The sequence below is a fragment of the Streptomyces sp. NPDC048353 genome, from assembly GCF_055587165.1.
In genome coordinates, this window is sequence record NZ_JBVJGU010000004.1 from 284,517 (window position 1) to 306,683 (window position 22,167).

Here is a 22,167-nt window from a genome sequence, read left to right on the forward strand (position 1 = left end):
GGGCGAGTCCCTCCCCGCCGAACCCCTTCCCGCCCACCGGTCACCCCGTACGGGGCCACCCTGAGAGGACACCCATGACCGGACCACACCATCCCGGACCGGACCGGCGGCAGGTCCTCGCCGCCGGCGCCGTCGGAACCGCGGCCCTCCTGCTCACCGGCTGCGCGGGCGACCCACCGCCCGCGCGCCCCGGACCACCGGCCGACGTGCCGGCGTGGGCCCCCGGACCGGGGGACCCGGCCGGGTCCCGCCGGGGCGGTCGGGTGATCACCGCCTGGTCCGACGAGGCGCAGTCCTACGACCCGGCGGTCGGCTGGGACCTGCACAGCTGGGAGGCGATCTCGACCCTCCTGTACGCCCCGCTCTACCAGTACGCCGGACAGTCCGGCGGCCCCGCCCCGAACGCGGCGGCCGCGCCACCGGAGGTCTCCGGCGACGGCCGCTCCTACACCATCCGCCTGCGGCCCGACGTCCGCTTCCACAACGGGCGCCCGGTGACCGCCCAGGACTACGTCTACACCTGGACCCGACTGCTCGACCCCGCCCTGGAGTCCTGGGCCGCGAGCTACCTCCTCGGCATCGAAGGCGCCCAGGCGGTGTCCGAACGCAAGGCCCGCACCGTCACCGGGCTGCGGGCCCGAGACCCGCACACCCTGCAGATCCGACTCGCCGAGCCCGACGTCCTCTTCCCCGCACTGCTCTGCATGCCGTACACCGCGGCCCTGCCCGCCGAGGAGATCCGACGGCTCGGCACGGGTTTCGGCCGCACCCCCGTCGGCACCGGGCCGATGCGCATCACCCGCTACGACAGCAAGGCGAAGCGGGCCGTGTTCGAGCCCTTCGACGGATACTTCTGGCGCGGCACACCGCTCCTCGACCGGGTGGAGTACCGGTGGGGCATCGACTACCCCCTCCAGACCCTGCAGCTCTCCGGCGGCCGGGTCGACGTCCTCGGCGAAGGCCTGGTCGCCAGCCAGGCGGCCCGCTTCACCGCCGACCCCGCCGTACGGGAGAAGTACGTACAGCAGATCCCGGTCCGCGGCACCCAGTGGCTCTCCGTCAACCACAAGCGCCGGGAGCTCAAGGACCCCCGCGTCCGACAGGCCCTGAACTGGGCCGTCGACCGGGAGCAGTTGATGCGCCTGAACTTCGGGCTCTCCGACCCCTGGGGCAGTCCGTTCCCGAAGGCCCTCGACCGCTACCGGCGGACCGCGCAACCCTACGGCCATGACCCCGGCCGCGCGCGCGAACTCCTGGACCGGGCGGGGATACGCAGACTCCGCCTGGAGTTCCTGCACGGCACCCAGGACCCCTGGCCCCTGCTCGGACAGGTCCTCCAGCAACAGCTCGACGCGGTGGGAGTGGAGATCGAACTGAACGGCATGAGCCAGTCCGCCTTCGAGGACGCCACCGCGCGGGGAGAGGGCGACCTCTACGGCACCCACCTCTACCTCACGCTCAACAGCGCCCTGGAACTCGTGAGTTCCAACTTCACCTCTTCCGCCGCCTACAACTACACCGGCTACGCCAACGCACGGGTGGACGAGCTCACCGCCCGGGCGCGCAAGGGCCGCACCCCGGAGGAGGCCAACGCGCTGCTCGCCGAGGTCGAGGAGGAGCTCGTCCGCGACGCCGCGGGGGTCTACGTCGGCAGCATGAACTTCCTCGCCGCCCGCGCCCCGCACCTGCGCAACTACCGGATGCGCGGAGAGACCGGCACCTACTACGACCGGCTGTGGGTGGGACGATGACCGCACCCGTCGCCATCGGCCCGGCCTCCGCGCCCGCCCCGCTCCCCGGCCGGCCGGACGCCCCGAGCGGCCCGGCCCGCAAGGGGGGACGGCCGCTCTGGCTCGCCGGGCTCTCCCTCTTCGGCGCCCTCGCCCTTCTCGCCCTCCTCGCCCCGCTCGCCGGGTCGCCCTACACCCTCCACACCGACAGTCTCACCGCGGCGGGTCTGCCCAGCGGGGTGGGCACACCCGGTCACCCGTTGGGGACCGACGCGATCGGCCGGGACATGCTCGCCCGCTCCCTCCACGGACTGCGCGCCACCCTGACCATCGCCCTGGTCGCCAACCTCACCTCCGTCGGCCTGGGCGCCGCGGTCGGGCTCGTCGCCGGCTTCTACCGCGGCTGGGTCGAGCAGTGCCTGATGCGCGTGGTCGACGTCTTCCTGTCCGTGCCCACCGTGCTCTCCGGGCTCGCGCTGGCGAGCATCGTCGGCCGCGGCACCACCGGCATCATCATCGTCGTCACCGCGCTCTACTGGGCCTGGACCGCCCGCCTGGTCCACGGCGAGACGACACGGCTGCGCGGCCGCGGGTACGTGGAGGCGGCCCTGGCCCACGGCGTCAGCCGCCCCGCCACGCTGCGCCGCCACGTCCTGCCCCACCTGTCCACCGCCCTGCTCAACGTCGCGGCGCTCAACGGGGCGGCCGTCGTCATCGTCGGCGCCGGACTCTCCTACCTCGGGGCGGGCATCCAGCCGCCCACCCCGGAGATCGGCAACATGCTGGCGGACGGCTCCGCGAGCATGACCTACGCCCCGCACACCCTGTTCGTCCCCCTGGTCCTGGTCATCGCGACCGTCCTCGCCTTCGTCCTGATCGCCGAAGGGCTCAACCGCCGCAATCCCCTCTCGGAGCGCCGCTCATGGCTCGACGCATAGGCATACGCATCCTCCTGGGCCTGTTCACCGTCCTGGCGGTGGTCCTGCTCACCTTCGTCCTCCAGTACGTCGTCCCGGGCGACCCCGCCCGCAGCATCGCCGGGCCCAAGGCAGGGCCGGAGGTCCTCGCGGAGATCCGTGCCCGGCTGCACCTCGACGACCCGCTGTGGTCGCAGCTCGGCCACTACCTGGGCTCGGTGGCCAGGGGCGACCTGGGCACCTCGTACGCCACCGACCGACCCGTCCTCTCCCTCGTCCTCGAACGCCTCCCCGCCACCACCCTCCTCGCTGCCGCGGCCGTCGTCGTCGAGGTCGTCATCGGCGGACTGTGGGGCCTGTGGGAGGCCTTGCGGCCCCGGCGCAGCTGGCTCCTGGCCACCGTCAACGTCGGCCTGCTGTCGATGCCGGTGTTCTCCCTGGGCTTCCTGCTGCTGCTCCTCTTCGGATACCACTGGCCGCTCTTCCCCATCGACGGGGGCGCCGGGCCCGCCCAGCTCGTGCTGCCGGCCCTGACCCTCGGCGTCCTGGGCGCCCCCTACTACGCCAACGTCGTGCGCGACAGCACACGGGAGGCCCTCGCCTCGGCCTATGTGCGCACCGCCGTCTCCAAGGGGCTCAGCCGCCGCAGGATCGTCCTGCGCCACGTCGTGCGCAACACGGCCTCACCGGTGGTCACCCTGCTCGGCATGGACGTGGCGGTGTTCCTCTCCGGTGTCGTCTTCGTCGAGACGATCTTCGGCTGGCCGGGCATCGGCCAGCTCCAGACCACCGCGTTCGCCGAACTCGACCGCCCGCTCCTCACCGGCACGGTCATCGTCGCCTCGACCCTCGTCGTGACGGCGAACCTGCTGGTGGACCTCGTCAGGACCGCCATCGACCCCCGTGCCGCCTCGGAGACGCCATGACCGCCCCTCCCGCACAGACCCCCGCGTGCCGCCTCGGCAGCGACGTCGGCATCGACGGCCTCAGCGTCGCCTACGGCGACCACACCGCCCTCCGGGACGTGTCCTTGCACGTACCGGCGGGCACCACCACCGCCCTGGTCGGAGAGTCGGGATCCGGCAAGTCGACGCTCGCCCTGGCCACCGGCCGGCTCCTCCCCGCCGGGGCCCGGATCACCGCTGGCTCGGTGCGGGTCGGCGACGTCGACCTGACCGCGCTGGGCGGCCGGGCCCTGCGCGAGGCCCGCGGCCGGACCGCCGCCTACCTGGCCCAGGACGCCTCCGCCGCGCTGAACCCGGTCGTCCGGGTGGGGCGCCAGATCGCCGAGGTGCATCAGGTCCGTTGCGGCGCGTCCCGCGCCGAAGCCGCCGAACTCGCCCGGCGCGCCCTCGCCGACGTCGGCATCCCGGACCCCGAGCGGGTGGCCCGCCTGTACCCGCACGCGCTCTCCGGCGGCATGCGCCAGCGCGTCATCATCGCGATGGCGCTCGCCTTCCACCCTCAGCTCCTCATCGCCGACGAGCCGACCACCGCGCTGGACGTGACGGTGCAGGCGGAGATCCTCGGCCTGGTGAGCCGGCTCCAGCGGGAGTACGGCCTCACCGTCGTCTGGATCACCCATGACATATCGGTGGTGGCGGAGATCGCGGACCACGTCGCCGTGCTCTACGGCGGGCGGCTCGTGGAGCACACCGATGTGCTCGGTCTCTTCGAGGGTGCGCGGCACCCCTACACGCGGGCACTCTTGGAGTGCTTCCGCAGCGGTCGTGACGCGGCCCCGAAGGAGCCCTACACGACCATCGCCGGCAGCCCTCCCACCGGAGGCGTACCGGAAGGCTGCCCCTTCCACCCCCGATGTCCCGAGGCCGAGGCCCGTTGCGGGGTCGAAGTCCCCCGGCTCAAAGGGCTCGCCGCGGATCACGTGGCCGCCTGCCACCGACTGGAGGACGGACGATGACCGCGGCGCCGAGGACGGGCCCGGAAGCGCCCCTGCTGGAAGCGACCGGCATCACAAAGCGGTACGGCCGTTTCACCGCCCTCGACGCGGTCGATCTGCGTATCGAGGCGGGCCGCACGGTCAGCATCGTGGGGGAGTCCGGCTCCGGGAAGTCCACCCTGGCGCGGATCGTCGTCGGCCTCGAGCGGGCCGACGCCGGCACCGTCCGCTTCCGCGGCGAGCCGGTGCGCGGGCGCCGCGCCCGCAAGGCCTTCCGCCGCAGTGTGGGCATGGTCTTCCAGGACCCCTACGAGTCGATCGACCCGCGCATGACCATCGGCGAGGCCGTGGCCGAACCGCTGCGGGCCCACGGCCTCCACCGGGCGGACCGAGACGCCCGGGTGCGTGAACTGCTCGACGCCGTGGGGATGGAGGGGGTTCCGCCCGACGCGTGGCCGCACCGCTTCTCGGGCGGCCAACGGCAGCGCGTCTGCATCGCCCGTGCTCTGGCCACCGATCCCGAACTGGTCATCTGCGACGAGCCCACCTCCGCGCTGGACGTCTCCGTCCAGGCGCAGATCCTGAACCTGTTGCTAGACCTCCAGCGGCGGCGGGGGCTGTCCTACCTGTTCATCACGCACGACCTCGACGTGGTCCGCAGGATCAGCGACGAGGTCGACGTCCTGCTGCGCGGCCGGGTCGTGGAGCGGGGTACCGCCGAGGAGATCACCGACAGCCCCGGGCATGCGTACACCCAGCGGCTGCTGGGCGCGGTACCGGCCGACTCGCCCCGCCGCCGGCGCATCGGGAAGCGGCTCGACGTTGACTGCTGAATCAGTCAGATCGAGTGCGGCGCGTGGAGAAGATTCGAGCCCTGCATGGCGCCTCGTATCTGCGATGCGGAGGCATTTGAGCTGCTCAAATGATAGCCAGCCCTAGATGATCCAGGGGCTAGTTCTTGACTGGTTAGTCAGTCAGTAAATCACCATAGAACCCTTGCGATGCAAGACGGGAGAGTGCTACCAAGAGTCATGACTGCACACGCCGGAATCTCCAAGGACGTCTACGACGTCGTCATCGTCGGTGGCGGCCACAACGGCCTCGTCGCCGCCGCCTATCTGGCCCGGGCCGGGCGCTCCGTCCTCGTCCTCGAACGCCTCGACGTCACGGGCGGCGCCGCCGTCTCGACGCGGGCTTTCGCCGGAGTGGACGCGCGGCTGTCGCGCTACTCCTACCTCGTCTCCCTGCTGCCGTCGAAGATCGTCGACGACCTCGGCCTGCGGTTCGCGGTCCGCAAGCGGTCGGTCTCCTCCTACACGCCCACCGTCCGCGACGGCCGGGCCACCGGGCTGTTCGTCGGCGGCGGCGAGGAGCGCACCCGCGCCTCGTTCCGGGCCCTCACCGGCTCCGACACCGAGTACGAGGCCTGGCGCGCGTTCTACGCCACGACCGGCGACGTCGCCCGCAAGGTCTTCCCGACGCTCACCGAGCCGCTGCCCACCCGCGAGGCGCTGCGCGCCCGGATCGGTGACGACGCCACCTGGAACATGCTCTTCGAGCAGCCGCTGGGCGTGGCCCTGGAGGAGCGCTTCCGGGACGACCTGGTCCGCGGGGTCGTCCTCACCGACGGTCTCATCGGCACGTTCACCGACGCCCACGACGCGTCCCTCGCCCAGAACATCTGCTTCCTGTACCACATCATCGGTGGCGGCACCGGTGACTGGGACGTCCCGATCGGCGGCATGGGCGCCTTCACCGACGCCCTCGGGGGCGCCGCCCGCGAGGCCGGCGCCGAGATCGTCACCGGACACGAGGCGCTGAGCATCGCCCCCGGTGCCCCGTATACCGAGGTCGCCTACCGCACGGCGGCCGGGGAGGGCAGCGTCGCCGCCCGCAAGGTCCTGGTGAACGCCTCGCCCGAGGCGCTCGCCGCCCTCGTCGGCGACGAACCGCCGGCCGAGCGCGCCGAGGGCGCCCAGCTGAAGGTCAACATGCTGCTGCGCCGCCTGCCCCGGCTCAAGGACACCTCCGTCGACCCCCGCGAGGCGTTCTCCGGCACGTTCCACATCTCCGAGGGGTACGCGCAGCTGGACACCGCCTACCGGCAGGCCGCCTCGGGCGTGCTGCCCTCGGCGCCCCCCTCCGAGATCTACTGCCACTCGCTCACCGACCCGACGATCCTCTCGCCCGAACTCGTCGCGCGCGGCTACCAGACGCTGACGATGTTCGGACTCCACGTGCCGGCCCGTCTGTTCGACGAAGACAACGCTGGCAAGCGGGAGACCCTGCTCAAGGCGGCTCTCGCCGAATTGGACTCCGTGCTCGACGAGCCGGTCACCGAGTGCCTCGCCATGGACGAGGACGGCCGCCCCTGCATCGAGGCCAAGACCCCGATCGACCTGGAGAACGAGCTGCGGCTGCCCCGCGGCAACATCTTCCACCGGTCCCTGGCCTTCCCCTTCCTGGACGAGTCGCGAACCACCGGCCGCTGGGGCGTGGAGACCGCCCATGAGAACGTGCTGCTCTGCGGTGCGGGCGCGGTGCGCGGCGGAGGCGTCAGCGGCATCCCGGGTCACAACGCCGCCATGGCCGTACTGGAGCAGTGACTCCGCTCCCGGGGCGCCCCCGTGGCGCCCCGGGCCCGAACCCCACCCCGGAACAGAGGAGCGCGAAGGACATGACGATCGCCCTGCGGTGTGCCCGGCTGGTCGACGTGGTCGCCGGCGAGGTCCTCGACGACCGCGTCGTGCTGGTGGACGGCGACCGGATCGCCGCGGTCCTCCCCGGCACCGCGCCGGTCCCCGACGGCGTGCGGGTCCTCGACCTCGGGGACGCCACGCTCTGTCCCGGTCTCGTCGACCTGCACACCCACCTCGTCGGGATCGCCGCCTGCGGGGACCCGGTGCACGAGCTCCGGCAGAGCGCCGCGCAGCAGGCGTTCGAGTCGATCGGCCATGCCCGGGACACCCTCCTCGCCGGCTTCACCACCGTCCGCGACCTCGGCACCTTCCGGGCGTTCGTCGACGTGGCCCTGCGGGACGCCATCGACAACGGGACGGTGCCGGGGCCCCGCATGGCGGTCGCGGGCGCCTATGTCACCGTCTCCACCGGCGGAGGCATGATCACCGGTCTGGCCCCCGACATCACTTTGCCCAAGGAGTTCCGCTTCGGCTCCGTGCGCGACGTCGACGACGTGCGCGAGCGGGTCCGCGAGATCCTGCATCACGGCGCCGACCTCATCAAGCTGATCGGCACCGGCGCCGTCATGGCAGCGGGGACCGTCCCCGGCGCTCCCGAACTGACGGAGGCGCAGATCCGGGCGGCGGTGGAGGAGGCGGGCCACTACGGCGCCCACGTCGCCGTCCACGCCCACGGGACGGAGGGCATCAAACGCGCCGTCAGGGCCGGGGCCCGCTCCGTCGAGCACGGCTGCTACCTGGACGACGAGGGCATCGAGCTGATGCTCCGGCACGGCACCTACCTGTCGGCGGACATCTGGTGGAGCGACTGGCTGGCCGACCACGCCGCAGACGCCGGCTTCGACCAGGAGGCGCGGGAGAAGAACGACCACGCGACGCTGGCCCAGCGCGAGGCGTTCGCGCGGGCCGTCCGGGCCGGGGTCCGGATCGGGTTCGGGTCCGACGCCGGCGGGTTCCCGCACGGGATGCAGGCCCGTCAGCTCGCCACCATGGCCGCCCACGGCATGACGGCCCTGGAGGTGCTCCGCGCGGCCACGCTGAGCGGCGCCGAGTGCCTGGGATGGGAGGACCGCATCGGCTCGGTCACCCCGGGCAAGTACGCCGACCTGATCGCCGTCGCGGGACCGCCGGAGGACCTGGCCGCGTTCACCGACGTCCGCTTCGTGATGAAGGGCGGCCAGGTCGTCAAGGACACCCTGACGCCGTCGGAGTGATGACCTCGGAGCGACGGGGCTAGCGCGGGGGAGACGGGCGCGGGCCGCGGTCGAACGTCCCCTCCACTGTCGGCGACCGCCTTCTAGCCGGAGGCGGTCGCCGGCTCCCGCGTTCCGGGCCGGTCCGCGGAGATGACCAGGTACATGGCCAGCATGATCAGGGCGCCCCCGAGGAGCGTCCGGTACGTCGGCGGGATCCCGACGGCGAGACTGAACGCCGCTACGAACAGCGGTTCACAGGCCAGGACGACGGCGGCGCCCGCGGCGTCGATCCGGGACTGCGCCCAGGTCTGCACGGCGTACATGCCGAGCGTCGCGAGCAGGGTGGAGTACGCCAGCCAGCCCCAGCCCGCCCCGGTGTCCGGCAGGTCGATGCCGGAGGGGACGGCCCAGACCGCGGCGATCGCTCCGGTGCCGAGGATCTGGAGCGCGGCCAGACCGTAGACCTTGTCCGGCGCCGCGTACTCCGACAGCAACGCGACCTGCACCGCGTACGACCCGGCCGCGGCCAGGGTGAGCCAACTCCCCACCCCCGGCGACACTCCGTCGAACGAGATCACGGCCAGGCCGACCGTCGCGGCGGCCACCCCGCCCCAGACCCCCGCGGACACCCGGGTCCCGAAGAGGGCCCTGCCGGCCAACGGGGTAAGGACGACGAACAGCGAGACCAGGAAGCCGGACTGGGAGGCCGGCAGGTGGTGCTGCCCCTCGATCTGAAGCAGGGTGCCGGAGGCCAGGAAGACCGCAAGTCCCAGCCCGGCCAGGGTGTGGCGCCGACCGAGCGAGAACACCGCGCGGGGCCGCGCGGCCACCATGACCAGGCCGGCGAGGACGAAGCGGACGGCGACGAGGCTCGCCGTCCCCGTCTCGGGGAGCAGCCAGGCCGTCGCCAGATAACTCCAGCCCCAGACGGCGGTGGCGCAGGTCAGCGCCGCGATGGCGACGCGGCGGCTGCGGCGCGCCGCGGCAGAGGGAACGGCCGGGCGGGGCGGGGATGCGGTCACGGTGTCCCCCTGGACGAGTACGGCCGTGCGAGGACGGGGCGCGGGACGTGCCGGGCGAGATGCGGTAAGCCTAGATTCTGACTGATTCGTCAGTCAATACAGAAGGGCGTGCCAGGTCCCTGGCGAACGGTGGGAGACCGGGTGGGCCGAGGCACGGAAGAGCCGAAGAGGAGGCCGGCCCGCCCGGCCGGTGGTCGAAGACGCCGTCCGCTCGTGGCGGCCGGCGCCCGCCGCCCAAGACGGCGCCGCTGTCACGAGACGGCGCCCGCTGTCACCAGACGGCGTCCGCCGTCAGGATCGGGCCGATGCCGAGGCGGCGGAGCGCCCCGGCTCCAGAGCGGACGCCTCGATCCCGAGCTGGCCGGCCACGTGCTCCCGCACCCAGCCCGCGGCCTCCGCCTTCTGCAGCGCGCCGTGGCGGGCGACCAGCTGGACCGCGATGCCGTCCAGGAACAGCGTGATCCGCCAGGTCGCGGTCCGGGGGTCGGTGCAGTGGAACTCCCCCCGTTCCACGCCGTCCCGGATCAGCTCGGTGAGCGAGGCCTTCCACTCCTCGTCCATGGTGCGCATCACGTCGTGGAGTCCGGGGTCCCGCATGCCGGCCGACCAGCCGTCGATCCACAGCCGCCAGTCGGCCGCCTGCCCGGTGGGCAGGTACAGCCGCAGCAAGGACTTCAGCCGGGTCACCGCGGACCCCGACCGGCCGACGACGCTGCGCAGACTCTCCATCTCCCGCCGGGCGGCGTGGGTGAAGGCCGCCTCGATCAGGAGTTCCTTGGTCGCGAAGTGGTAGTGGAGCAGCCCGCTGCTCACCCCGAGTGCCGTCGCGACGTCGGCCACCCGGGTCGTCGCGATGCCGCGCCGGTTGATCTGTTCGACCGTCGCGTCGAGGATCTCTTCCCGGCGCAAGACCACCTGTTTGCGTGCCACGAGGGACACCCTACCCGCCGTACTGACTGCCATGTCAGGACGCCGGCCGGGTGGCGCGCGGTCCCGCGAGGTGGGCGGCCAGCCGGAACGGGGCGGGCGTCCCACCGGCTCCCGTGACCAGGTCGGCGGCCAGTTCGCCGATGAGCGGGGCGAACTTCGCGCCGTGTCCCGAGCACGGGGAGCAGACCACGAACGGCCCGGACCGGTCGAGGAGGAAGTCCTCGCTCGGGGTGAAGGTGAACAGACAGGTGGTCTCGCCCCGCGGAGCCGGGTCGAGGCCGGGCAGCCACTCCCGTACGTAGTCCACGACCCGGGCCCGGGCCGCCTCGGAGACCACCCCGTCGCGGTCCTCGGCGGTGGTCCGGCGGCCCGCGTAGTGCTCGCCGATCTTCCGGTCGTCGCCCGGGCCGCCGTCCCGGCCTCCCGCGAGGTGGTAGATCCCGTCCCCGTGCTCGTGGAGCACGCTCGGCCAGGCGGCCGCGGCCGGGTCGAGCCGGCGGAAGTGGAACGTCTCCTGCTGGGTGACGGTCAGCGGCGGCAGCGCGAGGTGCCCGTCGAGCAGTCCGGCGGTCCATCCCCCGGCGGCGACGACCACGGTCCCGGCGCGTACGTCGCCGCCGTCCGCGAGCAGGATACGGGCCCCGCCGGCCTCCGGGACCAGCGCGGTCACGGCGGCCTCGTGGCGGATCACGGCTCCGCGCCGGACGGACCCCTCGGTGAACGCGGCGACCGCCGCGGCGGCGTCGACCGTGCCGCCCTGCGCGTGGTGGACGACGGGCCCCTCGAAGCGCATGCCGGGCCAGCGTCCTTCCGCCTCCCGGGCGTCGAGCACCTCGTGCGGCACCCCGGCGTCGGCGAGGCGCCCGGCCACCGATTCCGCGTAGGCCCGCTTGCCGAAGTCCACGCTGCCGAGCAGCCGCAGCAGCGGGGTGCCGGCGTCGAGCTCCAGTTCCCGCCAGAGCTCGAAGGCCCGTCCGGTCAACTCCGTGTAGAGGGCGTCCTCGTAGCCCCGCCGTACGATGCGCGCGCTGCCGTGCGAGCTGCCCCGGGCGTGCCCCGGGCGGAACCGCTCCAGCAGCAGGACGGAGAGGCCGCGGCGGGCGGCGGCCCACGCGGTGGCCGCTCCCATGAGCCCGCCGCCGACCACGACGACATCGGTGCGCTCGGTCACGGACGGCTCCCTTCCCGACGTGCGGCGGCGTGGGCCCCGGGCCCGCCGAACCTCTCTTCGATGGCGGCGAGTCTGCGGTCGACCACCACGAGCGCGGCCTCGCGGGGCGTGATGCCGAGGTTCTCGGCGCGGACGAGCATGTCCGAGGTCAGGCGCCGCATCGCATCCCGCACCTTGCGTTCCGCCTCGGTCGCGTCCGCGCCGATGTCGCCGAACAGGGTCCACCACCACCAGGCGTTGGTGGCGGAGTTGGCGACAAAGTCGGGCAGCACCAGGACGCCGCGCGCGTGCAGGGCGGCCTCGGCCTCCGGCAGGACCGGCATGTTCGCCGCCTCGGCGATCACCCGCGCCGTGATCCGCGCCTGGTCCCGGGGATGGACGCAGTAGGAGACCGCGGCCGGGACGAGGACCTCGCACTCGACGTCGAGCCAGGTGTCACCGTCCGCCTCGGTGTCGCCGGGGCGCAGCCGGGACCGGTCGATGCCGCCCAGGGCGTCACGGGTGCGCAGCAGCTCTTCGACGTCCAACCCGTCGGGGTTGGCGACCACGCCGAGCGCGTCGACGAGGGCGACCACGCGCACACCGGCGCGGGCGAGGTAGCGGGCGGTGGCTCCGCCCATGGAGCCGAAGCCCTGGACCACCGCGCGGGCCGACGTGCGGGGGATCCCGAGCCGGTCGAGGGCGGTGAGCGCGGACTCGGCGACGCCGAGCCCGCCGACGAGGTCGGGGAGGGGGATGCGGTCCACGTCGACGGCGAACGCGTCGGCGAGCCGTCGGCGGGCCCCGGCGGGGTCCTCCAGCAGCGGGTAGACCGCCTCGACGGAGCTCTCCACGCCGAGGCCGGCGAGGACCCGGTCCAGGGTGTCCTGTCGCAGTCCGAGGTCCTCACCGGTGGTCCAGTGATGCTTGAGCAGGGCCCCCACGGCTTCCAGGAACCGGCCGAGCACGGCGTCGGCCGCCGGGTCGTGCGGGCTGCAGTCGATGCCGCCCTTCGCGCCGCCGAGGGGGATGTAGCGGTTGCCGGGGTCGTAGTGGAGGGCTTCCTTGCGGGTCATCCCGGCGGCCAGACCGCGGACCTCGTCGAGGGTGCAGCCCTCGCGCATCCGCAGGCCGCCGCTCGCCACGCCCCGGACCAGCCGGTCGATGACGACGTACCCCTTGCGGCCGGTGACCGGGTCGGTCCAGGTCACCTCCAGATGGGGCGGGGACGTGGTGCGGGAGGGGTGCGGGGAGGTCGTTGTCATGGCTTCCGTCCTTCACGGGCACCCGCCGGGCGGCGCGTGCGTACTTCGGGGCAGGTGCGGGACGCGGCCCGGCGGTCAGGTCATCCAGTTGACCGGGTGGCCCCGGTCGGTGAGGGCGGGCCGGTCAAGCCGGAAGGCGGTGTACGGCTCGGTGCCCGCGAGCGCGGGGTCGGCGACGAGCTCGGACAGCATCCGGCCGATGGTCGGGGCGAACTTGAAGGCGTGTGCGGCGCCGAGGCCGACCAGGACGCGTTCCGCGCCCGGAACCGGTCCGAGTACGAAGTCGCGGTCCGGGGTCAGGGTGTAGAGGCAGCGCTTGGAGCGCACGGGCCGGCCGCTGCCGGGGAACCGCTCACGCATGAAGCCGGACAGTTCGGCGAGCATGGCGGGGTCGGTGAGGCCGGAGCGCCGGTCCGGCGTCACCTCGGGGCCGCCGCAGTCCCGCCCGGCCTTGACGGTGGCTTCCCCGTAGCAGGGGAAGCCGTAGTACGAGGGGTCGTCGAGCCAGATCCAGACGGGGAAGGCCTCCGGGCCGAAACGGGCGGGGGACTCCGGCGCGAAGTAGGTGACCTGCTCCTCCAAGGTGGTGAGGGGGATCCCCCACCCGAGCGGTCCCAGCAGGGTGTTGGCCCACGCGTCGGTGCACAGGACGACGTGCCCGGCGCCGAACCCGCCCCGGTCCGTCTCCACCTCGACGCCCCTCGCGCCCTGGCGGACCGCGGTGACCGTCGTCCGGTCGAGCAGCCGGGCGCCCGCCTTCGTGGCCAGTTCCTGCATGATGGCGGTCGAATGGGCCGCCGGGACGATCGAGGTGCGGTCCTGGAAGAGGCCGGTCGTGCCGTCGGGGACGGAGATCTGCGGCCAGCGGGCCCGGATGTCGTCGGTGCCGAGCAGTTCGAATCCGATGCCCTCGGCCGAGAGGCTGTCCCGGTAGTCGTCGAGAGGAATGGCCGAGCCCTCGGGGCACAGGTCGAGGCCGCCGGTCCGCGTGACGAACGTCCGGCCCGCACTCCGTTCCAGATGGGCCCAGTCCGCGTAGGCGTCCTTGGTCAGGCGCACGTAGTCGGGACGGTGGTAGCTGTGGCGCAGGATGCGTGACGTGTCGTGCGACGCGCCGCGGTCGTGCCCCAGCTCGAACTGTTCGATCCCGAGCACCCGGTGCCCCGCCGCGGCGAGATGCCAGGCGGCGGCGGACCCGAGCCCGCCCAGGCCGACGACGACGACGTCGTACGGCTCGGTTCCGGGGTGGACGTTCATGGATGGGCCTCCCGGCGGATGGGCCTTGCGGCGGGGATCCCGTCCTCCGTCCCGGCCGGCGGGCAGGGGCGCCGGGGCGTACGGAGGCGACGGGAAGGAGGAGGGAGCCGACCTCGGCGGTCGGGTCTCGGCGTCCGGCAGGGAACGGCCCTGGGAACGCCCTGCGGGGAGCTGCTGCTGAACGACGATGCAGGAGCGGCTTCGGGGCTGTCAAGGCTCCCGGACGCCCTGTCCGCCCTCCCGGCGAAGTCGGCCGCGACTCACTTTCTTCGACTGACGCATCAGTCAGTAAAAGTGCTTCGAAAGCATTGACAAAGCCCGCTGTCCCGCCACAGGGTTCTAGTGATTCCAACTGTTCGGCGAGTCAGTAAGACGCTCTCCGGACCCTCGTTCCCCGCCCGCCTCGTCACCCTGAGGGGATGCCGGACACATGACTGCCACCCCGACCCCCCGCGGCACCCGCGACGACGGCCTCGCCGTCTTCCGCGACCCCGCTTCGGTAGCCGTCGTCGGCGCCTCCGCCGACCCGGCGAAATGGGGCCACTGGCTGGCCCGGGGCGCCCTCGACGGCACCCACCGCCGGGCGGTCCACCTCGTCACCCGCAGCGGCGGCGAGATCCTCGGCCACCCCTGCGCCACCTCGCTGCGCGAACTCCCCGACGCCCCCGACCTGGTCGCCTTCTGCGTACCGGCCGCCCAAGTCCCCGCGGTCGTCGACGAAGCGCTCGCTCTCGGCGTGCGCGGCCTGCTCGGCATCACCGCCGGCGTCCCCGACGCCCCCGCACTCGCCGCCCGCGTCACCGCGGCCGGCGCCCGGCTGATCGGACCCGGCAGCCTCGGCCTGTTCGACTCCTCCTCCTCCCTGCGGATCGCCTGGGGCGACTTCGCCCCCGGCCCCCTCGCCGTCATCTCCCAGAGCGGCCAGGTCGGCAGCGAGCTCGCCCTCCTCGCCCGCCGCGCCGGCCTCGGCATCTCCCGCTTCGTCTCCGTCGGCGCCCAGCTCGACGTCACCACGGCCGACCTCCTCCAGGACCTCGCCGACCACGAGGCCACCCGCGCGGTCGCCCTCTACGTCGAGGGCTTCGAGGACGGAGGACGGATCTTCGAGGCGGTACGGGTCCTGCGTGCCGCCGGAAAACCCGTCCTCCTGCTCTCCGTCGGGACCAGCGAGGCCGGTGCCCGCGCCGCCCGCTCCCACACCAGCGCCCTCACCTCCCCTGCCGAACTCGTCGACGCCGTCTGCCGGTCCGCCGGAGCCCTGCGCCTCGCCACCCCGGCCGAACTCGTCGACGTCGCCGCCTGCCTGCTCTCCGGCCCCCGCCCACGAGGGACCCGGATCGCGATCGTCAGCGACAGCGGCGGCCAGGGAGCCATCGCCGCCGACCGGGCCACCGCCCGCGGCCTGGACGTCCCCGAACTGAGCCACCCCACCACCGTCGGCCTCGGCGCCCTGCTCCCGGGCGGGGCGGCCACCGCCAACCCCGTCGACCTCGCCGGGGGCGGCGAACGGAACCTCGACACCTACCACCACGTCGTCGAACGCCTGCTCCGCTCCGAAGAGATCGACAGCGTGCTCCTGTCCGGCTACTTCGGCCGCTACGGAGTCGACACCCCCGCGCTCGCCGAAGCGGAACGACGCGTCGCGGACGCACTCGCCCGCGCCGCCCGGGACCACGACCGCCCCCTCGTCGTCCACACCATGGGCCCCGACGGCGCCACCGCTCACGCCCTGCGCGAAGCCGGCGTCCCCGTCTTCCCCACCGTCGACGCGGCCGTCGACGCCCTCGCCGGAGCGGCCGCCCTCCGCGCGGCTCCGCCCCCGCCCGTCCCCCTCACCGTCCCGGCCCCTGCCGGAACGGCCGCCCCCGGCTACTGGCCCGCCCGCACCCTCCTCGGCGGCCACGGCCTCGCCTTCCCCCGAGGACGCGAGGTCCATGACGCCGACGGCACGGCCGCAGCCGCAAGGGAACTCCACGCCCCCTACGTCCTCAAAGCAGGCTGGCTGGAACACAAGAGCGAGCAGGGCGGCGTGCACGTCGGCCTGCCGGACCCGGCCGCCGCCGCCGACGCCTTCACCGCCATGCGCGCCCGGCTCGGCCCCGGACCCTACGTCCTCGAAGAACAGGACACCCGCCCGCACGTGGTCGAACTCCTCATCGGCGCACGCCGCGACCCCCGCCTCGGTCCCCTCGTCACCGTCGGAGCCGGAGGCACCCGCACCGAACTCCACCGCGACACCGTCACCGAACGCGCCCCCGTCGACCTCGACCGCGCGCACACGATGCTCCGCGCCCTGCGCTGCGCACCCCTCCTCGACGGCTGGCGCGGCGCCCCCGCCGTCGACACCGGCGCCGCGGCCCAGGCCGTCGTGGCGGTGTCGCAGCTCATCGCCGCGCTTCCCACCGCCGGCACCGAGGTCGAGATCAACCCCCTGCGCGTCGGCCCCGTCGGAGCCCTCGCCGTCGACGCGCTCGTCCTCACCCACCCGGACGGCCCCGCCCCCGCGACCCAGGGAGAGTCATGAACCACCACGTACAACCCGACGAGTTCGCCGGGCGCACCGCCCTGGTCACCGGCGGAGGCTCGGGCATCGGCCGGGCCGTCGCCCGCCGCTGGGCCGCCGGAGGCGGCCACGTCACCGTCGTCGGCCGGCGCGCGGACCCCCTGCGCGAGACCGTCGCGCTCATCGAGGCCGCGGGCGGCAGCGCCGACGCCGTCACCTGCGACGTCCGCGACGCCGCCGCCGTGGACGCCGCCGTCGACGGCGTCGCCGAGCGGCACGGCCGGCTCGACGTCCTCGTCAACAACGCCGCCGGCAACTTCGTCCTCCCCGGCGAGGAACTCTCCCCGAACGGCTGGAAGGCCGTCATCGACATCGTCCTCAACGGAACCTTCCACTGCACCCGTGCCGCCGCCCGCCACATGCTGCCCCAGGGCAGCGGCGCCGTCCTCAACGTCATCGCCAGCTACGCCTGGCACGGCCACCCCGGCACCGTGCACAGCGCCGCCGCCAAGGCCGGAGTCCTCGCCATGACCCGCACCCTCGCCGTCGAATGGGCCCCCCGGGGCGTCCGCCTCAACTGCATCGCCCCCGGACCCACAGAGACCGAAGGCGCCTCGGCCGCCCTCTGGCCGACCGACACCGCCCGCGAACGAGTCCTCGCCAGCGTCCCCGCCGCCCGCTTCACCACACCCGAGGAGGTCGCGGAGTCGGCCGCCTTCCTGATCGGCGACCGGGCCGCGTACGTCACCGGCGACGTCCTCGTCGTGGACGGCGGCCAGTGGCTCGGCAAGTCGGTCTACACCACCGAGCCGAGCGGCGCATGACCGCCGTCACCGGAGGGGAAGCCCTCGTCCACGCCCTCGACCTGCACGGCGCCCGCACCGTCTTCGGTATCCCCGGCACCCACAACCTGCCGGTCTACGCCGCCCTGGCACGCCACGGCATCCGGCACGTCACCCCCCGCCACGAGCAGGGCGGCGCCTTCGCCGCCGACGGCTGGGCCCGGGTGACCGGTCGACCCGGCGTCTGCCTCACCACCACCGGCCCCGCCGTTCTCAACGCCGCCTCCGCCGCCGCCCAGTCCTACTCGGACTCCATCCCCGTCCTGCTCGTCTCTCCCGGCCTCCCGCTCCGCCACCCCGGCCGCGGCAACGGACACCTCCACGAGGTCAAGGACCAGCGAGCCGCACTCGACGCCGTGGTCGCCTACAGCCACCGCGTCACCAGCGTCGAGGAGATCCCCCTCGCCGTCGCCCAGGCGTACGCGGCGATGGCCACCGGCCGCCCCCGCCCCGTCCACCTGGAGATCCCCCTCGACCTGCTCGACGAGCGGGCCCCCGCCCCCGTCGTACCACCCGTCCCCGTACCCCCCGCCGTCCCCGGAACGGAACAGGCGACGGCCGCCGCCCACGTCCTCGGAACCGCCCTGCGCCCCGTCATCCTCGCGGGCGGCGGCTGCGCCGGCGCCGCACCCGAGCTCCGCGAACTCGCCGAACGCCTCGGAGCACCCGTCGTGACCACCGCCAACGGCAAGGGCACCCTCGACGACGACCACCCCCTCGCGATCGGCGCCGGCCTCCACCACGAGGCCGTCCGCACCCTCGTCGCCGAAGCCGACGCCGTGCTCGCCGTCGGCACCGAACTCGCCCCCAGCGACCTGTGGAACGGGCCCTTCGACATCCGTGGCCCCCTGGTCCGCGTCGACATCGACGCGCAGAGCGCCGTCACCAACGCCCGACCCGACGTCATCGTGCTCGGCGACGCCGCCCTCGCCCTGCGCGCCCTCGCCGACCGGCTGCCGCCCGGCCCGCCGGCCGACGCGGGCCCCGCCCACGCCCGGGCCGCCGCCGCCCGGGCCGCGTTCACCGCCCAGGCCCGCGCCGAAGGAGCCGGTCACCTCGGCCTCACCGCCCGGCTCGCCACCGCGCTCGGCCGCGACGGCCACCTCGCCGGCGACTCCGCCATGGCCTGCTACTACGGCGCCTTGTCCAACCTCCCCGCCCACCGCCCCCGCTCGTTCCTCTACCCCAGCGGCCTCGGCACCCTGGGCTACGGCCTGCCCGCCGCCATCGGCGCGAAGCTCGCCCACCCCGACGCACCCGTCATCGCCCTGCACGGCGACGGGGGGATCATGTTCACCGTCCAAGAACTCGCCGCCGCCGCCCAGTTGCGGCTGCCCCTGCCCGTTGTCGTCTCCGACAACGGCGGCTACGGCGAGATCCGCAACGAGATGGCCGACCGTGCCGACCCCGTCCACGCCGTCGACCTGCCCCGGCCCGACTTCGCCGCGATCGCCACCGGAATGGGCTGCCACGGGGTGCGCGCCGACACCCCCGACGAACTCGGCCCCCTGCTGGAGGCCGCCCTCCACAGTGACCGGCCCACCCTCATCCACCTCATCGAGGACACCGGCCGCTGAAACCCGGCACCCCTCGCGAGCCCCCGGGACCCCCGCCCCAGCCTCACCACCGGAGGAAGACCATGAACGCCCTCACCGAACCCTGGCCGCTCACCGACGAACAGCGGGCGGTCGTCGCACTCTGCCGCGACTTCGCCGCCAAGGAGATCCGTCCCCGCGGCCGCGAGGTCGACGAGGCCGACGTCGTCACCCCCGTCGACATCTGGCGCAAGGCCGCCGACGTCGGCATCACCGACTTCATGCTCCCCGCCGAGGTCGGCGGCGGCGGGTTCACCGACGTGTTCACCCAGTGCCTCGTCCAGGAGGAGCTGTGCTTCGGCGACCCCGGCATCGGCAACCTCGTGTGCTCCAACGGCTTCTTCGCCGACCCCGTCCTCGAACTCGGCACCGACGCGCAGAAGGAACGCTGGCTCCGGCCGCTCACCGGCCCCGACGCGCCGATGACGGCCCTGGCCACCACCGAACCCGGAGCCGGTTCCGACGCCGCCTCCATCACGACCACCGCCCGGCGCTCGGACGGGGGCTACGTGCTCGACGGCCAGAAGGCATGGATCTCCAACGCCGGCGCCGCCCGCCAGTACGTCGTCTTCGCCAAGACCGACCCCTCCCTGCGGTCCCGGGGAGTCACCGCCTTCCTGCTGGACGCGGAGACCGAGGGCCTCACCTTCGGCGAGCCCATGCGCAAGATGGGCCAGCGTGCCATCGTCTGCCGTGAGCTCTATCTGACCGGCGTGTTCGTCCCCGAGGAGAACCGCCTCGGGGACGAAGGCCAGGGCTTCCACGGCCTGATGCGCACCTTCGACATCTCCCGCATCGTGCTCGGCGCCGCCGCCGTCGGCGCCGCCCGCGCCGCGTACGAGTACGCCCGCGACTACGCCCGCACCCGCATCCAGTTCGACAAACCGATCATCGAGCACCAGGCCGTCGCCTTCCGGCTCGCCGACATGGCGAACCGCATCGAGGGCGCCCGGCTGATGGTCCTGCGCGCCGCCCGGGCCGCCGACCAGGGTGCGGACATCACCGGCCTGGCCGCCATGGCGAAGCTCACCGCGTCCACCGCCGCCATGTTCTGCACCTGGGCCGCCGTCCAGACCCTTGGCGGCTGGGGCTACTCCCGCGAGTACCCGGTCGAGCAGTGGATGCGGGACGCCAAGCTGGAGGAGATCGAGGAGGGCACCTCGGACATCATGCGCATCGTGATCGCACGTCACCTCCCCTGACCGCCCGGGCGGCCGACACCGGTCGATCCCGCGGACCGAACGAACCGACCAACCACCGAACAGCAGCGACGAGAAGGGCCGAGCGATGGCACAGCAGGTACAAGGCGTGGTGGCCAGGGGCAAGGGGGAACCCGTACGGGTGGAGACGATCGTCGTTCCCGATCCGGGTCCGGGTGAGGCCGTGGTGAAGGTCCAGGCCTGCGGGGTCTGTCACACCGACCTGCATTACAAGCAGGGTGGCATCAGCGAGGACTATCCCTTCCTCCTCGGTCATGAGGCCGCGGGTGTCGTCGAGTCGGTCGGCGCGGGTGTCACCGACGTGGCCCCGGGCGATTTCGTGATCCTGAACTGGCGTGCCGTGTGCGGGGCGTGCCGGGCCTGTCTGCGGGGGCGTCCGCAGTACTGCTTCGACACGCACAACGCCCGGCAGAAGATGACGCTGCTCGCCGGTGGGGCCGAGCTCTCCCCGGCCCTGGGTATCGGTGCCTTCGCCGAGAAGACCCTCGTCGCCGCGGGTCAGTGCACCAAGGTCGACCCGTCCGTGGCTCCGGCGGTCGCCGGTCTTTTGGGTTGTGGTGTCATGGCCGGTATCGGCGCGGCGATCAACACCGGGAACGTCGGCCGCGGCGACACGGTCGCGGTCATCGGCTGCGGTGGTGTGGGGGACGCGGCGATCGTCGGCTCCCGCCTCGCCGGTGCGGCGCGGATCATCGCCGTCGACATCGACGACCGGAAGCTGCAGACGGCCCGTTCCATGGGCGCCACCCACACGGTCAACTCCCGCTCCACCGACCCGGTCGAGGCCGTGCGCGAACTCACCGGCGGTTTCGGCGCCGATGTCGTCATCGAGGCCGTCGGCCACCCGGAGACGTACAGGCAGGCGTTCTACGCCCGCGATCTGGCCGGCACCGTCGTCCTGGTGGGTGTGCCCACCCCTGAGATGCGCCTGGACCTCCCGCTCCTGGACGTCTTCGGCCGCGGCGGTGCGCTGAAGTCCTCCTGGTACGGCGACTGTCTGCCCTCCCGGGACTTCCCGATGCTGATCGACCTGCACCAGCAGGGCCGCATCGACCTGGGCGCGTTCGTCACCGAGACCATCGGCCTGGGCGATGTGGAGAAGGCGTTCGCCCGCATGCACGAGGGCGACGTCCTGCGCTCGGTGGTGGTGTTCTGATGGCCACCCGCATCGACCACCTGGTCACCTCCGGCACCTTCTCCCTCGACGGTGGCACCTGGGACGTCGACAACAACGTCTGGATCGTCGGCGACGACACCGAGGCGATCGTCATCGACGCCGCCCACGACGCCACCGCCATCCTCGCCGCCCTCGACGGCCGTACCCTCCGCGCCATCGTCTGCACCCACGCCCACAACGACCACATCGACGCCGCCCCGGCCCTCGCCGCCGCCACCGGCGCCCGCATCCTGCTCCACCCCGACGACCAGCCCCTGTGGAAGCAGACCCACCCGGATCGGAAGCCCGACGGGGAACTCGCCGACGGAGACGTCCTGGAGGTGGCAGGTACGGGGCTGACAGTCCTGCACACCCCGGGGCACGCTCCCGGAGCGGTCTGTCTGTACGCCCCCGACCTGGCCACCGTCTTCACCGGCGACACCCTCTTCCAGGGCGGACCCGGCGCCACCGGCCGGTCCTTCTCCCACTTCCCGACGATCGTGAACTCGATCCGGGAGAGGCTGCTGACGCTGCCCCCGGAGACATCGGTCCTCACCGGCCACGGCGAATCCACGACGATCGGCCGCGAGGCGTCCCACCTGGCCGGATGGTCCGAGGGCAGGCAGTGACCCCACAGGGGGTCCATACGAGGGAACGCACAGGTCAGAGGCGTATGTGGGGGGACGCCATGGTGCGCACGGCTCGAGTGCGCGTGACCGCCATGGAGGCCGTGCCGCGGGCTCCATGACGGATCGACGAGGCCGTGTGGGGCGTCGATGTGCGTC

General features: G+C 73.4%; 18 protein-coding genes. 13 read left to right on the forward strand and 5 right to left on the reverse strand.

Features of this window, described 5'->3' with window-relative positions:
- Positions 1-74: 74 nt before the first annotated feature.
- The 7 genes from ACZ6RC_RS16500 (at position 75) to ACZ6RC_RS16530 (ending at position 8,460) form a co-directional block, all read left to right on the forward strand.
- Complete coding sequence (locus tag ACZ6RC_RS16500) at positions 75-1,751, forward strand: ABC transporter substrate-binding protein (RefSeq protein ID WP_469583401.1); 1,677 nt, start codon at positions 75-77, stop codon at positions 1,749-1,751.
- On the forward strand, positions 1,748-2,668 hold the full coding sequence (locus ACZ6RC_RS16505; protein WP_391137885.1) for an ABC transporter permease: 921 nt from the start codon (positions 1,748-1,750) through the stop codon (positions 2,666-2,668). The genes ACZ6RC_RS16500 and ACZ6RC_RS16505 overlap by 4 nt, the downstream gene beginning before the upstream one ends.
- Positions 2,653-3,573, forward strand: a complete 921-nt coding sequence (locus ACZ6RC_RS16510; RefSeq protein ID WP_391137882.1) for an ABC transporter permease — start codon at positions 2,653-2,655, stop codon at positions 3,571-3,573. Before ACZ6RC_RS16505 ends, ACZ6RC_RS16510 begins: the two co-directional genes overlap by 16 nt.
- Complete coding sequence (locus ACZ6RC_RS16515; RefSeq protein WP_469583406.1) at positions 3,570-4,568, forward strand: ABC transporter ATP-binding protein; 999 nt, start codon at positions 3,570-3,572, stop codon at positions 4,566-4,568. Before ACZ6RC_RS16510 ends, ACZ6RC_RS16515 begins: the two co-directional genes overlap by 4 nt.
- The gene (locus tag ACZ6RC_RS16520) at positions 4,565-5,380 is read left to right on the forward strand and encodes an ABC transporter ATP-binding protein (RefSeq protein WP_453619924.1); all 816 of its coding nucleotides are present in this window, start codon (positions 4,565-4,567) and stop codon (positions 5,378-5,380) included. Before ACZ6RC_RS16515 ends, ACZ6RC_RS16520 begins: the two co-directional genes overlap by 4 nt.
- Positions 5,381-5,578: 198 nt before the next feature.
- Positions 5,579-7,153 (forward strand): phytoene desaturase family protein, encoded by a 1,575-nt coding sequence (locus ACZ6RC_RS16525; RefSeq protein ID WP_469583410.1) that lies wholly within the window; start codon positions 5,579-5,581, stop codon positions 7,151-7,153.
- A gap of 71 nt (positions 7,154-7,224) precedes the next feature.
- Positions 7,225-8,460, forward strand: coding sequence for a metal-dependent hydrolase family protein (locus ACZ6RC_RS16530; protein WP_469583414.1), 1,236 nt, complete (start codon positions 7,225-7,227; stop codon positions 8,458-8,460).
- Positions 8,461-8,543: 83 nt separating this feature from the next.
- On the opposite strand, the gene ACZ6RC_RS16535 is transcribed toward ACZ6RC_RS16530, so the two are convergent.
- The 5 genes from ACZ6RC_RS16535 to solA form a co-directional block, all read right to left on the reverse strand.
- The gene (locus ACZ6RC_RS16535; protein WP_469583417.1) at positions 8,544-9,464 is read right to left on the reverse strand and encodes a DMT family transporter; all 921 of its coding nucleotides are present in this window, start codon (positions 9,462-9,464) and stop codon (positions 8,544-8,546) included.
- Between the two features lie 291 nt (positions 9,465-9,755).
- A complete protein-coding gene (locus ACZ6RC_RS16540) occupies positions 9,756-10,394 on the reverse strand; it encodes a TetR/AcrR family transcriptional regulator (RefSeq protein ID WP_391137862.1) in 639 nt (212 codons plus the stop codon).
- A gap of 34 nt (positions 10,395-10,428) precedes the next feature.
- Entirely contained in the window at positions 10,429-11,565 is a 1,137-nt protein-coding gene (locus ACZ6RC_RS16545) for an FAD-dependent oxidoreductase (RefSeq protein WP_469583420.1), read from the reverse strand.
- Positions 11,562-12,809, reverse strand: coding sequence for a Glu/Leu/Phe/Val dehydrogenase dimerization domain-containing protein (locus ACZ6RC_RS16550; RefSeq protein WP_469583424.1), 1,248 nt, complete (start codon positions 12,807-12,809; stop codon positions 11,562-11,564). The genes ACZ6RC_RS16545 and ACZ6RC_RS16550 overlap by 4 nt, the downstream gene beginning before the upstream one ends.
- Before the next feature lie 75 nt (positions 12,810-12,884).
- Positions 12,885-14,066, reverse strand: a complete 1,182-nt coding sequence (gene solA / locus ACZ6RC_RS16555) for an N-methyl-L-tryptophan oxidase (protein WP_469583427.1) — start codon at positions 14,064-14,066, stop codon at positions 12,885-12,887.
- A gap of 430 nt (positions 14,067-14,496) precedes the next feature.
- Here solA and ACZ6RC_RS16560 point away from each other — a divergent pair, with 430 nt between their 5' ends.
- The 6 genes from ACZ6RC_RS16560 (at position 14,497) to ACZ6RC_RS16585 (ending at position 22,011) form a co-directional block, all read left to right on the forward strand.
- Positions 14,497-16,590, forward strand: a complete 2,094-nt coding sequence (locus ACZ6RC_RS16560; protein ID WP_469583431.1) for an acetate--CoA ligase family protein — start codon at positions 14,497-14,499, stop codon at positions 16,588-16,590.
- Positions 16,587-17,393, forward strand: coding sequence for an SDR family oxidoreductase (locus ACZ6RC_RS16565; protein ID WP_469583434.1), 807 nt, complete (start codon positions 16,587-16,589; stop codon positions 17,391-17,393). The genes ACZ6RC_RS16560 and ACZ6RC_RS16565 overlap by 4 nt, the downstream gene beginning before the upstream one ends.
- On the forward strand, positions 17,390-18,988 hold the full coding sequence (locus ACZ6RC_RS16570) for a thiamine pyrophosphate-binding protein (RefSeq protein ID WP_469583437.1): 1,599 nt from the start codon (positions 17,390-17,392) through the stop codon (positions 18,986-18,988). The genes ACZ6RC_RS16565 and ACZ6RC_RS16570 overlap by 4 nt, the downstream gene beginning before the upstream one ends.
- Before the next feature lie 62 nt (positions 18,989-19,050).
- On the forward strand, positions 19,051-20,208 hold the full coding sequence (locus ACZ6RC_RS16575) for an acyl-CoA dehydrogenase family protein (RefSeq protein WP_391137840.1): 1,158 nt from the start codon (positions 19,051-19,053) through the stop codon (positions 20,206-20,208).
- 85 nt (positions 20,209-20,293) lie between these two features.
- Complete coding sequence (locus tag ACZ6RC_RS16580) at positions 20,294-21,382, forward strand: S-(hydroxymethyl)mycothiol dehydrogenase (RefSeq protein WP_469583440.1); 1,089 nt, start codon at positions 20,294-20,296, stop codon at positions 21,380-21,382.
- Positions 21,382-22,011, forward strand: coding sequence for an MBL fold metallo-hydrolase (locus tag ACZ6RC_RS16585; protein ID WP_391137835.1), 630 nt, complete (start codon positions 21,382-21,384; stop codon positions 22,009-22,011). Before ACZ6RC_RS16580 ends, ACZ6RC_RS16585 begins: the two co-directional genes overlap by 1 nt.
- Positions 22,012-22,167: the final 156 nt, after the last annotated feature.